12 protein-coding genes are annotated in these 14,302 nt (G+C 43.2%); 10 read left to right on the plus strand and 2 right to left on the minus strand.

The window, feature by feature from the left end:
* Positions 1 to 190: 190 nt before the first annotated feature.
* On the minus strand, positions 191 to 1,378 hold the full coding sequence (locus EYS00_RS19225; protein WP_130639539.1) for a tetratricopeptide repeat protein: 1,188 nt from the start codon (positions 1,376 to 1,378) through the stop codon (positions 191 to 193).
* A 218-nt stretch (positions 1,379 to 1,596) separates the two neighbouring features.
* Here EYS00_RS19225 and EYS00_RS19230 point away from each other — a divergent pair, with 218 nt between their 5' ends.
* The 8 genes from EYS00_RS19230 to EYS00_RS19260 all read left to right on the plus strand — a co-directional run bounded on the left by EYS00_RS19230 (position 1,597) and on the right by EYS00_RS19260 (position 10,200).
* Positions 1,597 to 2,484, plus strand: coding sequence for a DUF3369 domain-containing protein (locus EYS00_RS19230; RefSeq protein WP_130639540.1), 888 nt, complete (start codon positions 1,597 to 1,599; stop codon positions 2,482 to 2,484).
* A 16-nt stretch (positions 2,485 to 2,500) separates the two neighbouring features.
* A complete protein-coding gene (locus EYS00_RS19235) occupies positions 2,501 to 3,826 on the plus strand; it encodes a GAF domain-containing sensor histidine kinase (RefSeq protein WP_130639541.1) in 1,326 nt (441 codons plus the stop codon).
* Between the two features lie 284 nt (positions 3,827 to 4,110).
* The gene (locus tag EYS00_RS19240) at positions 4,111 to 4,344 is read left to right on the plus strand and encodes a hypothetical protein (protein WP_130639542.1); all 234 of its coding nucleotides are present in this window, start codon (positions 4,111 to 4,113) and stop codon (positions 4,342 to 4,344) included.
* 195 nt (positions 4,345 to 4,539) lie between these two features.
* Entirely contained in the window at positions 4,540 to 4,689 is a 150-nt protein-coding gene (locus EYS00_RS20625) for a hypothetical protein (protein ID WP_165399437.1), read from the plus strand.
* Between the two features lie 136 nt (positions 4,690 to 4,825).
* Positions 4,826 to 5,506 carry a hypothetical protein gene (locus EYS00_RS19245; protein ID WP_130639543.1) on the plus strand — a complete coding sequence of 227 codons (681 nt, stop codon included), beginning with the start codon at positions 4,826 to 4,828 and terminating at the stop codon, positions 5,504 to 5,506.
* Positions 5,507 to 5,535: 29 nt separating this feature from the next.
* A complete protein-coding gene (locus tag EYS00_RS19250; RefSeq protein ID WP_130639544.1) occupies positions 5,536 to 5,985 on the plus strand; it encodes a hypothetical protein in 450 nt (149 codons plus the stop codon).
* A gap of 47 nt (positions 5,986 to 6,032) precedes the next feature.
* On the plus strand, positions 6,033 to 7,115 hold the full coding sequence (locus EYS00_RS19255; protein ID WP_165399438.1) for an efflux RND transporter periplasmic adaptor subunit: 1,083 nt from the start codon (positions 6,033 to 6,035) through the stop codon (positions 7,113 to 7,115).
* A 10-nt stretch (positions 7,116 to 7,125) separates the two neighbouring features.
* Entirely contained in the window at positions 7,126 to 10,200 is a 3,075-nt protein-coding gene (locus EYS00_RS19260; RefSeq protein ID WP_130639546.1) for an efflux RND transporter permease subunit, read from the plus strand.
* Between the two features lie 35 nt (positions 10,201 to 10,235).
* Here the strand turns inward: EYS00_RS19260 and EYS00_RS19265 are convergent, their stop codons facing one another.
* Positions 10,236 to 10,883 (minus strand): DUF3313 family protein, encoded by a 648-nt coding sequence (locus EYS00_RS19265; RefSeq protein WP_130639547.1) that lies wholly within the window; start codon positions 10,881 to 10,883, stop codon positions 10,236 to 10,238.
* Between the two features lie 138 nt (positions 10,884 to 11,021).
* Between EYS00_RS19265 and EYS00_RS19270 the strand changes: the two genes are divergently transcribed.
* Together EYS00_RS19270 and EYS00_RS19275 are read left to right on the plus strand one after the other, a co-directional pair.
* A complete protein-coding gene (locus EYS00_RS19270; protein ID WP_165399439.1) occupies positions 11,022 to 12,035 on the plus strand; it encodes an AraC family transcriptional regulator in 1,014 nt (337 codons plus the stop codon).
* Positions 12,036 to 12,174: 139 nt separating this feature from the next.
* On the plus strand, positions 12,175 to 14,115 hold the full coding sequence (locus tag EYS00_RS19275; RefSeq protein WP_130639549.1) for a CRTAC1 family protein: 1,941 nt from the start codon (positions 12,175 to 12,177) through the stop codon (positions 14,113 to 14,115).
* Positions 14,116 to 14,302: the final 187 nt, after the last annotated feature.

Consider the following 14,302-nt stretch of genomic DNA (forward strand, 5'->3'; position numbering starts at 1 on the left):
GAACCTGAAATTGTTACGCCGTGTTGATTTAGATATTGTTTTATTTTAATGAACTTTGACGGTTTAAGGTACCACACAAATCATTGATTTGACGTGGTTCTTTCTGGAACGCATCATAGATAAATACGTAGTTATAGCGCTTTCTGAATTTATAGGTCCTAAAACAGTGTGGAGACTAAACTTGACATAGTTAATAGGTCTCCAGAATTGATAGCTTCGCTCGATAAAGTTGCTCAGAGCTATCGTCCCATGCACGCTCCAAGGCCATTTGGAATAATTCCTCTGCTTCATTAGGGTGGTTAAGTGCCATAGCAGTGCGAGCTTTCCCGGCATAGCCAAAGTGTAAGTAAGGTGCTTTTTCAATGACGCGATCAAAAAATCGATAAGCCCGCGTATAATTGCCAGTATTAAACGCATCTGTTGCCACCTCGTACCAACGGAACGGGCTAGGGTCATCTAGGGTGAGTAGTTTATCTTCAAGTATTTTTGCCTCTTCAAGGCGGCCCTCAGAAATCAGCAATACGCGATAATTGTGTACGATGTGAATGTCATTTTCGTCGATTTCCATTGCTAATTTATAAATCTTTTCAGCAATAGCGTGTTCGTTAAGATGACGATAAATTACTGCCAGTGTATTTAAATTGGATATGTCTTCAGGGGCCAGTAAGTATGCTTCATGTATCCACCAGCCGGCCTTTGCTATCTCATTATTCTGCAGCAACTCAGTGGCTATATTGCGGTAATACATACCGAGAAAACGGTCATTAGAAACCTTCTTACCTCGCCAATCGCCGCGAGAGGGAAAGTAGTCTATCTCTATGCTTGGACGTTCAAGATATATGGTTCCCTCTTCTGGAACAAACGTAGGGTCATAAATACGTGTTGTTACATGAGTCGAGAGTGTTTCAAAGCCCCCTTGTTTGTTGAATATGGGGACGGACTGACTTTCTTGATAACTCAGCTCTAACCCCACTAAGTTAGCATACGCTGTGGTTAGTATTGCTAAGGTAATACAATTACCACCGCCTCTTTCTAGCGAAGACTGCGCGCTTAATGTTTCACCGAGGTAATCGAATTGATCGAGTTGGTTTTCTAAAAAACGATATATACGTAGATTGGGTTTTATCGATGCGGTTGCAGGATCGTTGTAGTACGACAAAAATATAGAGCTGTGTTGTTCATTTAACGCTAAAATCGATTCAGTGGTTGGAATTGTGGGCTTTTTGCCAAAAATGTCAGTAGAAACAATGCCTTCAAGTGCTGTCACTATTCGCTGGAATTCATTTTTTTGCGGTGAGGAGTTGTTGGTTGAAGTACAGCCTAGTAAGGTGCACCACAGCAACAGTGTTGTGATTTTTGAATTCCATTTTGTTTGCATTCTAAAGCAGTATCCTTGAAGTTTGCGATGCAATTACAACCTAAACAAAACTGTTGGCTAGGTAAACTTTATTTTAAAAGCAGCCATTAAAGCCCCAAACCGCCCTTGGATATAGTAAAAAAATTCTCATCTAATTATCCTCTTCCACACCTCTTAAATATTGATAATTCATCAACAAGCACTACGCTTTACATGTTAACTCATCAATATGTATATCTATGGATTGGCTTCAAGAAGATAATCAGAAAGAGAGCAATTGTCGCAAGCCTTGGCGCGTTGTCATTGTTGATGATGACCAGGAAGTTCATAAAGTCACTAAGTTGGCAATGAAAACCTTTGAGTTTCAGGGGAGAGCTCTAGAGTTTATCAGCGCATACAGCGGAGAGGATGCGAAACGGCTGATAGCAACAGAACAAGATATTGCAGTTATTTTACTCGATGTTGTTATGGAAACCGATGATGCGGGTCTGCGTTTGGTTAATTATATCCGTTCAACGCTAGCCAATAAAACGTCTCGCATTGTATTGCGTACGGGGCAAGCTGGTTTAGCACCTGAAAGTGAAGTCATTCGCGATTATGATATCGACGGCTATAAGTCTAAAACCGAAATCACTAAAGATAGTCTGAATCATCTGTTTTATGTGGCCCTGCGATCGTATCGAGACATTTGTCGAATCAATAACTACAAGAATGGACTCAGAGCGCTGATAAATACCGTGTTGAAAATAGATCGGTTTGAAGACATTAACGCCTTTGCTAAACACCTTCTTCGATATCTTTGTGAAGTGTTGGATGCCTACGAGGCAGAGCTTGTGGTTAACAATAAAAAAGCGGTCGCCATTAACATCAAAACGCAGAACAACGACCTAATCAACACCCAAGACGCTGAGCTGTCAAAGCCCGAGGTTCAAACACTAATAGATCAAGCAATTGAAACGCGTAGTATTCAGTATCACGCCAACTTTGTGGCTGTACATCAAAGATTTAGTGAGGATATTGAATCTGTTGTGGTGTTAGAGGTCGACTCAGAACTTGATGCTAACTCTATCGATTTGGTGAATATTTTTGCTGAGCACGTGAGTGTATTGATTAGCAAGGTCAATTAAATGGTGAGGTGGTTTTGTGAATACCTTTAAAATAGACGAGATAATTCAGTCGCTTAAGTCTACCTATGGAAAGGATTTTTTAGACACCATTACGATGCAATTACATCAATCTATTGGCGCGCAATTTACGTTTATCGCCAAGCTCGACCAGGCTAGATATGTGTCTAGAACGCTTTCTTTAGTGGCAGGAGATGACTTTGCAGAAAACTTTGAATACTCTCTTGAGCACACACCATGCGCTGACGTAAGCGACGATTCAACCTGTATTTATCCGAGTCAAATTTGCGATTTGTACCCCAAAGATCAATTGCTGGTAGATATGGGGATCGAAGGCTATGTGGGAGCACCGCTCCATAGCGCTGACGGTAAAGTGTTTGGGATTGTGGTTGCACTTTACAGCAATAGTATTGAAAACGCACAAGACGTGGCTGCACTATTTGAGCTGTTTGCCGGGCGTATATCTGCCGAATTGGAGCGCTCTGAAAAAGAAGAAGCATTAAGAGAATTAAATGAGTCTTTAGAGCAAAAAGTTATTAAGCGAACTGCGGCATTGAACCAAACCATTGAGCAGTTAAAAGCCTCTCAAGCACAGCTTGTCGAGCAAGAAAAATTGGCCTCTCTAGGGCGGCTAGTAGCTGGAGTGGCGCATGAGGTGAATACGCCATTGGGTGTTGCCGTGTTGGGTACGTCAACACTCGCTTCTGATATCTATGCACTGGAGAAGAAGTTTACTGCCGGTGCAATTAGCAAACACGATATGGAAACCTATTTCACTGATGCCAAAGAGATGACCCAAAGTATCGAGTTTAACTTAGCGCGAGCAAGTGAGTTGATCGGCAATTTTAAGCAAATGGCGACGGATTTTCATTGTGATGAACAAAGCACTATAAACGTAGTGGACTGGTTGTCCTCTATATCAACAAGTCTAAAACCCATGTTAAAGAAGGCTGGCATTTCTTTGATTTTGAAACTTCCTGAGTCCTCTATTGTTGTAACCACATATCCTTCCCGATTAGCTCAGGTGATTACCAATATCATTTCAAATACCGTAAAACACGCCTTCCCAAGCCCCTCAGTAAAAAGTGAAAAGTCGATTGTGATAACTCTCTCTGGCAATGCATCGGAATATTCAATATCTATGGCAGATAATGGTGTTGGTATGTCTGCCGATGTAAAAGCGAAAATTTTTGATCCATTTTTCACCACAAATCGAGTGGGTGGCGGTATGGGCTTGGGAATGAGTATTGTGCATAACTTAGTCACTAACTCTCTCAATGGTCGCTTAATGGTAAATAGCCATGAAGGTACCGGTACTGATATTCAACTGCTGTTTAAAGGCTAAAAGTCTCCTACGTTCGATACTCAATCGGACCGACTAAAAGAAAACGCCCTAATTTCTTTGTCCGTAACTCTTATTTAAATCAAACGTTTATATTCTCCATATAGCACTTTGTACTATTTTAACCTAAAATATAAAGATATGATGTTTACATATATGTAACTATATTATACATTTTTCATACAATTTTGAGTTTGCCATTAGCATTTCATTTACACAGGGAAGCGTCGGATAGCGTGAGTTGTACAGTTTCGACTTTCCTACATGTTTAGAGGAAGAAAGTTGTTATGAAGAAAAGTTCTGTTGTCGCAGTGCTATTTAGTTCTGTTACCTTATTTTGCAGTGTGTTGTTGGGGCCAAATGCTTCAGCATCTCCGATTAATCTCGATTTTAGTGATGGATTAAATGGATGGGGTGCAGATATTGTCTATTTTGATGGGGTAATTGATAGAAATAGCTCGTCGTCACAAGTCTGCGGGTATTACAGTTTACCAGTATGTCCCGATAGTCGATGGGATTAACCCGAATTGCGAAGGGAGGTGGTTACACCCCCTTCGCAATAACTAATCTAAAGTATAAATGTTACAATGTTTACATAAATTTAACTCTCATGTAGAGTTCTACATATGAGTAGTAAGCTCTAAAACTGTTTTATCAGGGTGATGAACATCTCTAGGTAGTCGGCTTTTTAGCCTTGTCAGAGGAAGTAGTTTGTTATGAAAAAGAGTTCTGTAGTAGCAGTATTGTTTAGTTCAGCAGCGTTAATCTGTAGCATTGCGTTAGGGCCAAGCTTGTCAACGCTAACCGGTAGCACTAACGTCGCTTATGTTGAAACAACAGCGTCTGTTAACGTGCTGGATGAATAACCCACATTCATTGTTTTCCATTTAATTTGAGTGAGCTCATATTTTTTAGGGCTCACTACCTAACACTATTCTGCTGTTAACTATCAGCAAGTTGTAATAGCGTTGTCGGCATTGCCTATATAGGGAGCAGGTAATAATGATTAAAGCGCTTATCACTACCACACACATTTTCTTTGTGTGTTGTTTCACCTTTATGCCTTCAGTAACCTCAGCCGTAGTCATAGATTCAAGAAATTGGATGCAAGTGACTGATACCACTAATTTAAGTTACAACCAGTTATCTAATGTGTGTAGCGTAAGCACTGGTATATGCAATGGCTCCATCAATGGTATTGATCTCAATGGTTGGATATGGGCTGACAACAGTGCAGTGAGAGACATGTTTCTTTCGGTGACTGGTGCACCCTCAAATACATTTGTAGATGCTGCTGCCTCGTACAGAGACACAGGCGCGGAGTGGGCAAATGCATTCATCGATATTGATAGTGTGGGCGAAGATACAGGGTTGTTTGATGTCACTTTGGTAAGTGGTCAAAATTACTTTGTGTTTGGATTAACGCGAAGTTTAATCAACGGAGAGGTAGACCGCTCGTATATTACTTACACTAACAATTTGTCAAACCCAGATTACAATGTGGCGATAGTTGGGAATAACGTCGCATTGGACGCAGCCCGTTCTCATACTGGGCACTGGTTGTATCAAGAAGTACCAGTGTCTGCACCAGTAAATACATTAGGTTTGCTTTTAGTGTCGTTAGTTGTCATGGTTATCCGGCGAAAAAATAGTGACTTAGTTAAACACTCGTATAGTGTATAAAAAACAACGTTGAGACTTGGAGTTTTAAAATGGATATTTATGAACTACTCGACATAACAGTGTCACTAAATAATCGATTAGACACTCATTGGACGCTGTTTATTACGGTTCATTTGGCGCTAATTGGCGGTATTATTTATGTAGACCGTCCTCTCAAAAGATCTGAAAAAATTGTTGCTGTTATCGTGTACATCGGCTTCGCATTGATTAATGCCTTCATGATGACCAACCTAACTAATCTTATCAATGCACTCAATACTGATATTGTCGCGCTAAAAGACGCGGCATGCTGTCAGAAGCTGGCGACCATGGAGTACATGGTTAAGCTTCATGAAATGGGGCGTTTTAAAACCACCATTTGGAGTATTGGGGTTATCCATTTCATTATGTTTATTCTTGTAGTTGCGTCTATCTTGAATGATAAAGCGCGCACTGTTGCGTCTCCTCACTCACCAAACAACGAACACGATAATGTTTAAGGCCTTGTATGAAACTCGCGACTTGTTTTGCAAAGGAAAAATTCTCGATGAAAAATAGCTTTATGAAGACATGGAAAAAGGCAGCTGTTATTAGTGCACTAATTGGGGTACTTGGAGCGTGTGGTAAACCTGAAGTTATCGACAACAACGAGCCCGTACTAAGACCTGTACGCACTATGGTGGTAGAGCTTGCCGAATCTGGTCCGTTCAAAGAGTTCACTGCAGTAGTTGATGCATCTCAAAAAGTGAATCTTGCCTTTAAAATTTCTGGTCGCATTATTGAATTACCAGTCAAAGCCGGTGACCCCGTAAGTGAAGGTCAGCTAATTGCACGATTAGATGATACCGATATTAAAGTAGAGTTAGCGGAAGCTGAATCGTCGTTCAATAAGGCACGATCTGACTTTAATCGCGGTAAAGAACTCATTGTAAATAACAGTATATCTCAGGCTGACTTCGACCAACTACAGGCCAACTACAATTCAGCAAGTGCGCAGCTAGAAAGTATTAGAAACAAGTTAGCATATACACGGTTGGAAGCGAGTTTTGACGGTGTAATAGCACAGCGTTTCGTAGAAAACTTTGAGGAAATTCAAGGGCAGTCTCCAATTGCAGCCCTTCATGATATCGGCAATATAAACTTCAATGTAGACGTGCCTGAAAGCATCTTGATCAATGTGCGCCCAGAATCAGCGCCCCCTAAAGTAACGGCTGTATTTGAGTCCATTCCCGAGACTGTTTTCGATTTAACATTCAAAGAAATATCGACTCAGGCTGACGATGTAACCAAGACCTACGAGGTTGTGTTTACTATGCCGAATTCGACTGAACACACCATTCTGCCCGGAATGTCGGCCCGCGTTCGTGTAATGAATAGCAATACAGAGCAAAATGTCGCGCGTTTTTATGTACCAGAGCATGCGGTACTACAAGATAGCAAAGGTAACTATGTTTACACTGTGAGTTCGAGCGGTGAGGGTATAGGTACTATTTCTCGACAAGATGTAGTTATCGGCAATATTACGGCGTGGGGCATCGAAGTTTACTCGGGCATCGAAGACGGTCAGCATCTTGTGACTGCAGGTATGAGTAAGGTGCAAGGTGGTATGACGGTTAAATTTGAACAATAAGGAGGTTGTCGTGAATTTAACCCGTATCGCAATAGAGAACAATCGCACTACATTGATGGCAATGATTGCCATTCTGATGTTCGGGCTCATGGCCTATAAAACCATGCCCAAAGACTATGATCCCGGCTTTATCATCCGAACCGCTCAAGTGATAACGTACTTTCCTGGTGCCAGCCCACAACGGGTAGAGGAGTTAGTCACTGATAAGATTGAAAAGGTCATACAAGAAATACCAGAACTGGACTTTGTATCGAGTGAATCTCGCACTGGCGTGTCTATCGTTAGTGCAAACATTAAAGAAAGTTACAAGGAAATGCGCCCGATTTGGGACAACCTGCGCCGAAAAATCGAGACTGTCGAAGGTGATTTGCCCGATGGTGCACAGACACCCATAGTCAATGATGAGTTTGGTGACGTGTTTGGCATTGTCATTGGTATGACCGCAGAGGGTTTTACCTACCGTGAAATGAAAGATATTGCCGAACAGGTAAAAGATGAACTTCTGCATTTACCGGAAGCGGCGAAAGTGGATATTTTTGGTGCGCAAGACGAACGGATATACATAGAGTTTGACAACGCGCGCCTGGCCGAGCTTGGAATTTCCCCTTCGCAAATAAGCGACCAGCTTTCTAGTCAAAATATCATCTCTTCTGGCGGCGCGATAAACCTTACTCGCGAAAGAATTTCAGTTGAACCCAGCGGTAACTTCGAGTCTGTGGCAGACATTGGTGAAACGCTTATCCAGATTCCGGGTAGTGATAGTGTGCAGTTTTTACGCGAGTTGGCCAGTATCAAGCGCAGTTATATTGATCCTGCAAAAACCATGGTGTCGCTAAATGGCGAAAGAGGTCTTTCTATTGCCATTTCTATGCGCCAGGGAGGCAATAACATTGTACTAGGTGAGCAGGTCAATGAAACCCTCGCTCGCTTACAACAGGTTTACCCCATTGGCGTAGAGTTTTCTTTAGTGTCATTTATGCCACAAGAGGTTGAAGAAAAGGTCAACGATTTTGCTGAAAATCTCATTCAAGCCGTTGCTGTGGTTACTTTGGTTATGCTTCTCACTTTGGGTTTGAGAACCGGGCTTATTGTAGCTGCGCTTATCCCTGCCAGTATGATTTCAGGCATTCTCCTGATGTCATTTTTCAATATTAGTGTTGACCAAATTTCCTTGGCTGCATTGATTATTTCTTTGGGTATGCTGGTGGATAACGGCATTGTGATGTCGGAAAGCATCTTGGTTCAAATGGAAAAAGGCAAGAAGGCCTTTAATGCAGCTATTGATTCAGCGGCAGAGTTGAAAACGCCTTTGTTAGTGTCTTCATTAACCACAGCGGCGGCTTTCTTACCTATCTTTCTCGCCGAGTCGGCCACGGGTGAATACACTGCCTCATTGTTTAAAGTCGTTACTATTACGTTACTGTGCTCATGGGCCATATCGATGACGATTATCCCTATGCTTTGTGTTTATTTCTTGAAGGTAAAAAATAAAAATGACGATTCAGCACCGGCTGAAGAAGGTGTATTTTATAGTTACTATCAAGACTTGCTGCGTACCTTGTTAAGGTACCGACTATCGACGATTGGCGTCACTGTAGTGCTGTTTTTTGTCGCGATTCAAGGGTTAGGGCTGGTTCCTAAGCTGTTTTTCCCGCCGTCTGATCGTACCTATTTCAAAGTTGAGTTAGAGCTGCCCATTGGAACCAAGATAGAAGAGACTCAGCGAGTTACTCAATTGCTAGAGTCATACATAGGCAATGAACTCGCGGTAAATGAAGAGCGTAGCGAAGGTGTGACTAATTGGATCAGTTATGTTGGGTCTGGTGGGCCTCGCTTCCTGCTGACTCATGGTCCAAAACCATCCAGTTCGTACTATGCCCTCTTAGTCGTCAATGTAACCTCATTGGATATTATTGACAGTGTGATGGGTGACATTGAGCGTCATGCGCTAGCGAATTATCCTGACTTATTGGTGAAGTTGCGAAAAATTGAAAATGGCTCGCCCATTGAAAATCCCGTGGAGATTCGACTCAAAGGTAAAGACAAGGATATCTTGTTCGCCATTGTCGACAGTATCAAACAGCAAATGGCGGTGACCGCTGGGCTAAAATCTATCAGCGATGATTGGGGATTACCCATCAAGAAAGTTGTGGTAGAGATTAATCAAACCCGCGCTCGTCGTGCCGGTGTAACGAGCAAGGATATTGCCGTTTCACTTCAGACTGAGCTTTCTGGTATGGAGCTAACCCAATATCGCGAGGGTGATGAAGTTATTCCTATTATCATGCGTTCTACAGCCGCAGACAGGCAAGATATCGGGAAGTTAGAGTCTCTCGCTGTGTATTCCCAGTCTTCAGGTTTTTCTGTACCTTTACGTCAGGTGGCTGACATTAGTGTCGTATGGGAACCTGCCAATATTCTACGACGTGATCGTTTCAAAACGGTAACCGTAGGCGCGCAAATAGACGACAGTATTACGGCAAACGAGGCGTTTGCCGATTTAACGCCTTGGTTAGCGTCTCAGCAGGAAAAATGGCCCTTTGGCTATAGTTATGAGCTCGGTGGTGAAGCGGAGTCATCAGGTAAGGCAAACGAGTCTATCGCCGAAAAGTTACCAATTGCGGTATTGATAATCGTATTGTTGTTGGTCAGCCAGTTCAACTCTATCCGCAAAGCTACCATTATTTTGCTTACCATTCCGTTAGGTTTGATAGGTGTGGTGGTAGGTCTATTAGCTGGGCAGTCCTTCTTTGGCTTTATGACCTTACTCGGCATAGTGTCGCTCGCAGGTATTGTGATTAATAATGCTATTGTTCTGCTAGAGCGTATTAAGATTGAGCATGAAGACAATGGCCTTAGTCACTTCGAAGCTATTGTTGTGGCGGCTAAAATGCGCGCAAGACCCATTCTGTTAACTACTGCAACCACGGTGTTTGGATTAATACCACTTTACTTAGGTGGCGGCGAGATGTGGGAGCCAATGGCGCTGGCTATTATCGGAGGCTTGTTAATTAGTACGCTGTTGACGCTTTGTGTTATTCCAGTAATTTATGCGCTGCTTTTTGGGGTGAAACCCGCTAACTAAAGCAAAGCGCAGAGCATGTGCTCTGCGCTTCTTTCCTAAAACATGCGTTCTAAGTTGCGTGCCCAGGTTTTGAATAGCACCCGAACATTGTGCAAATTCGTTATCCGGTTATTCTGGGCCCACATTTGTCCAGCCTCTCTTCGGTCTTCAACCCGCATGACAAGCGTTTCATCCTGATTTACGTCTATTATGATGCTCAGCTCTCCTGTGCCTTCGGTATAGTACGTCGTATTCATTTGTCGACTATGAATGTCATCTTTTGGCGCGTACGGGCGTATTTTGGTTAGGCGTGGCGCAATAGCAATATCTGCCTCTTGCGCAGTGGGGACTAAGTAATACCCATTTTCTTCGTTAAAATAATAGGCAACGGCGTCTGCGAATATGTCTTGTAACTTGTATTTGTCAGATTCCTCCAACGTCCAGTCTTGTGTTCTGCTATACCTTGATGAATAGCCTTCATGTATTTCAACACTATTCAGATCGAGTAACTGTACGTACACTTTAGTGGGTGCACTTCGTTCAAAACTCGGCAGAGTTTCCACGCTGTCAAACTTAGACTGGTCTACAGTTTGTAATCCCGTCACATTGGTTTGTTCAACCTCCGCAGTGAGTTGGGCAGTTTGTGCTGCACATCCGCTAAAAATCAAACAACAAGCGAGTATGGTGACTGTGATAATTTTCATGATCGTGCTCCTAAAGTTGCCAAACGGTTAAAAGAAGTTGCTTGGCTTGGTGTAATAGTAGGAGACGAACGCCTTGACAGGTTAATCACTTTGCGCCAACGTTTTATCTAATTCAGCCAAATTGTTTAGGAGCCTTTGGTGCAGCAAAATGTCACTACCATAGGTGGTGTTCCCCAAACCTTATTCCAGACTATTCAAAGTTATGGCATAGATCCCGCGCCTTTGTTTGAGCAAGTTGGATTGAATACGCCCACGCCAAATTCCAACCAAGACAGGGTTCAGTCTGTGGCTTTGCAGAAGCTGTGGCGAATGGCTGAGCAAGTTACGCAAGATGATGGCTTTGGAATTAGATTTACTGCCCATTCAAATCCTATGACCCTACATGGCCTTGGTTTTTCTTGGATAGCGAGTAATACACTTCTAGATGCGTTTAATCGCTTAGTGCGTTATTACCGGCTTATTTCAACTGCCGGAGAAGTGGTGTTGGAAGAGCAGGAAGCAACCTATTGTGTGTGGTACAAACTGCCAGTAGGGAAGGGGATTGCAGCACCTGCGTCGCTGGATGCCGCTATGGCTTTGTTTGTTCAACTGTGTCGGTTTACTAAAGGTGCACAATTTAGCCCGTCTCGGGTAGAGCTTCATCGTAACACGCCAAAAAATAGGGAAGCGTTCACTGATTTCTTTAATTGTGAAATCACCTTTAACGGCGAGGAAAACCGGCTCTATTTCAGCAAGGAGGTGTTAAGAGAACCACTACCTAGTGCAAACGAAGAGCTTGCCCGCGTGAATGATCAGGTAGTGATTGATTATTTGAAAGTTCACGACAAAGCAGATGTCTTGAGTCAGATTCGCGCCATAGTCATCGATTTAATGCCCTCAGGCACGCCCTCTCAAGACGACGTGGCTAAATTACTCCACGTGAGTACACGTACGCTTCAGCGTAAGCTAGCGGAGAAACACACCTCTTTTAAAGCCATATTGGAGGGGATCCGTCAAGAGCTAGCGACTTCCTATCTAAAAGGGGCCGAACGCAGTATTGCCGAGGTAACTTATCTTCTAGGCTTTACCGAGCCTTCTAATTTTTCTCGAAGCTTCAAACAGTGGACGGGAGAAACGCCAAATGAGTATCGTGCAAGGCATATATCTAGCTGAACCTATAAGCCAAACTTTATAGTTTAATCGGGTATCGAATTACCTTGTTGCAATGTAAATCAAATATAAAAATATTGTAGACAATTAACAGTTTTCTAAAATAGTATATTCATCCTCAATGGTTTGGAGCATTACGAGAATGAATATACAGACAAAGAGCAGCGCGATACTTCTGCTCCTCTCTGGCTTAGCAGTCAGCTGCGCACAAACAAACGATTCCCTAAGCGTTGAACCTAGCTCGGCTGTCTCTTTTGTAGATGTCTCAGCACAGGTGGAACTGGTTACCGAGAGTAATTGGAAGTATGGTGGCCCCTCAGTGTCAGATATTGATGGCAACGGCCGCTATGACTTTTTGCTGACAAACCATGACACTACGCCAGTACAACTTTTCATGGCGAATGAGAACAACACATACACAGAGATCACCAACATCTATCCTCGAGTTGATTTACACGGTATCTCTGCGGGTGATTATGACGGTGATGGGGACAATGATGTTCTACTCTCCCTTGGCGGCGGTAACGGCCTTACTCCTCAGCCTCAACGTCTTCTTAGGAATGATGATGGTTCGTTTACTGACGTGACCCAGGAAGCAGGAATTGGTGATTTGGGCGCCAGAGGAAGAAGCGTTCGATGGGTCGACATAGACAACGACGGCGATTTAGATTTCATGCAAGTAAATGCCGCCAAAATGGTGAAGGAGTCTCAACCGAGAAACATCCTTTTTGAAAACAATGGTAATGGTACCTTTCGTTATGTGCCCAGCCCCGCTTTTGAAGATATTGAGGCTGAGCGAGTATTGATTACCGATTTCAACAACGATCATGTGTTAGACATTATCGCCTTTACGAGCTACGACAAAACTACCGTATGGCAAGGAAACGGTGACTTTACTTTTACTGATGTTACTCAAAAGGTGCTTCCAAGCGACAGTAACGGCTACGAGGGCACCATTACCGTTGCTCAGGCCGATATTGATAACGATGGCGATCTCGATTATTACCTCGCGCGAGGCAAGCTCTATTACACCATTGCGAATAATGCTGTGAGTTTTGACGAGGAAAAGGGACGGCTAGACTTAAGAGATCAAGGTTCGAAAAGTCATGATGGAATTACGCTGTTCGCGGAAGGTGAACTCTTGCTCTCCGATTTTTACCACTTTCCGCGCGCTAATTTGCTCGAATTCATGCCTGTCTTTTTAGGTGCGGACAAAAAACAAGTCGTTACGCCTTCAGAGGCACTAGCTGTTGCTCAAACTGATGCAAAAGGTTTCCCCGAGTTAGTGGACAAAACGGGTTGGTATTTAGGCTATATGGGCAATAATAAGTGGCGATTTGAGTGGATGTTAGAAGACAACCTTGCTTGGGATATTCGCGCGTCTATTCATGGGGTGTCGAGATATCAAGCACCATGGACACCTCAAGTATTATCGGTACCTGATGTGTTATTAAGAAATGATAATGGTGTTTTGGTTGATGTGTCTCACAGGCTTCCCGAAGCCTCTAATACAAACACGTGGGGAGTTACCACCGGTGATTTTGATAACAATGGCTATGAAGATTTCTTCGTTTATCGCTTTGGTGAATTAAAAGCGCGAGTCGCAGATCTCATGCTACTCAATACTGGTGAAGGTGGCTTTGAAGTCATGACAGAGCACGGTGCTACCAGTGAAATCGGACAAGATTCACACGGTGATGGTGGCGTTGCCTTTGATTACAATCAAGATGGAAAAGTCGATATTCTGAGTGGTGATGATGACAACGGAAAATGGCACCTTTATGAAAACCAGACCCAGTCGTCGAACAACTACGTTCAAATCAATGTGGGATATTCGCCCAAGGGCACTGATCCTTATGGCGCAAAAATTTGGGTAATCACTGATACAGAAACTCACTACAAGTTAATCGGCTCTAGCAGCGCAAATCACTCTCAAAGCTTGCTTAACCTAACGCATTTCGGTACTGGACAAGAAACACATATTACAAAAGTTCATGTTCGATGGCGCGACGGATACGAACAAACTCTTACCGAACTATCGATTAATCAAACGCTTTCAGTCGGGGAAAAGCCAGCCAGTTGAGCCTGCAGTATTCTTGACATACGGGAGAGGGAGCGAAGGACTTTTTACTGCACGCCGTGAACACGTCCGTGTGGGCTCGGCTTCGGCATCCATGCCTCAGACGGCTGTAAAAAGTCCTTCGCTCCCTCTCAACGCAGTTCAAACTTCCGATTAAACTCAACTGACAGGCATTCCTTTCCGCCTTAGC

The sequence above is a fragment of the Alteromonas sp. KUL49 genome, from assembly GCF_006538345.1.
In the GTDB taxonomy this organism is placed as follows: Bacteria; Pseudomonadota; Gammaproteobacteria; order Enterobacterales; family Alteromonadaceae; genus Alteromonas.

Bases quoted from the DNA above. Each gene is read 5' to 3' on its own strand.
- EYS00_RS19250 (WP_130639544.1), top strand. From the start codon at position 5,536: ATGGATATTTATGAACTACTCGACATAACAGTGTCACTAAATAATCGA.
- EYS00_RS19275 (WP_130639549.1), top strand. From the start codon at position 12,175: ATGAATATACAGACAAAGAGCAGCGCGATACTTCTGCTCCTCTCTGGC.
- EYS00_RS19255 (WP_165399438.1), top strand. From the start codon at position 6,033: ATGAAAAATAGCTTTATGAAGACATGGAAAAAGGCAGCTGTTATTAGT.
- EYS00_RS19265 (WP_130639547.1), bottom strand. From the start codon at position 10,883: ATGAAAATTATCACAGTCACCATACTCGCTTGTTGTTTGATTTTTAGC.
- EYS00_RS20625 (WP_165399437.1), top strand. From the start codon at position 4,540: ATGAAAAAGAGTTCTGTAGTAGCAGTATTGTTTAGTTCAGCAGCGTTA.
- EYS00_RS19240 (WP_130639542.1), top strand. From the start codon at position 4,111: ATGAAGAAAAGTTCTGTTGTCGCAGTGCTATTTAGTTCTGTTACCTTA.
- EYS00_RS19225 (WP_130639539.1), bottom strand. From the start codon at position 1,378: ATGCAAACAAAATGGAATTCAAAAATCACAACACTGTTGCTGTGGTGC.
- EYS00_RS19230 (WP_130639540.1), top strand. From the start codon at position 1,597: ATGGATTGGCTTCAAGAAGATAATCAGAAAGAGAGCAATTGTCGCAAG.
- EYS00_RS19245 (WP_130639543.1), top strand. From the start codon at position 4,826: ATGATTAAAGCGCTTATCACTACCACACACATTTTCTTTGTGTGTTGT.